The organism is Streptomyces sp. GbtcB6, assembly GCF_019091475.1.
Lineage (GTDB): Bacteria > Actinomycetota > Actinomycetes > Streptomycetales > Streptomycetaceae > Streptomyces > Streptomyces hyaluromycini.
Window position 1 is genome coordinate 1 of the sequence record NZ_JAGXJL010000193.1, and the last position, 515, is coordinate 515.

A 515-nucleotide genomic window follows, 5' to 3' on the forward strand; every position below is an offset into this window, starting at 1 on the left:
CGAGGCCGATCTGCGGGAGACCAAAGCCGGAAAGATCGTCGTCAAACCGGGCTGTGACATGAAGTCGCCGCACGAACTTTGGTCCGATCCCGTCGAGGCCGAGGCGCTGAAGGATCGACTCGACGATCTGCACCGGGCGAAGATCCGGCTCGCTGATGAGGTGCTCGTAGTCGGCGACTACATCGGAGACAGCACCCGAGCCGAAATCGCCTACGCCCGGTCGCTGGACAAGCCCGTGCGGTTCACGCACCCCGAAGTCGACCCTGACGCCTGACCGCCCGCTGCCACCTCGACAACCAGGACCGGCAGCCCGCCGCCTGACCGTCTCGCGGTGACTTCGGCCGCCACCCACCCCACACCCTCCGCAGGCACCCCTTGGAATTGATCATCTAGACCGGCCTGCGATTCCAAGGGCTCCGTGGTGTAGGGCGCCTACGACACTGCGCCGTGGTCGGCCGGGGGCTGTTCATCGGGGGTCTGTTCGGTGCGCGAGGCGGCAGCGGCTTCGAGTTCGG

At 66.8% G+C, this 515-nt stretch carries 1 protein-coding gene; it reads left to right on the plus strand.

The genetic code is table 11. From position 1 onward, the window contains the following. A partial coding sequence (locus tag KVT45_RS55130; protein ID WP_217562668.1) for a hypothetical protein occupies nt 1-274 on the plus strand: 274 nt, incomplete at its 5' end. Between the last annotated feature and the right edge of the window lie 241 nt (nt 275-515).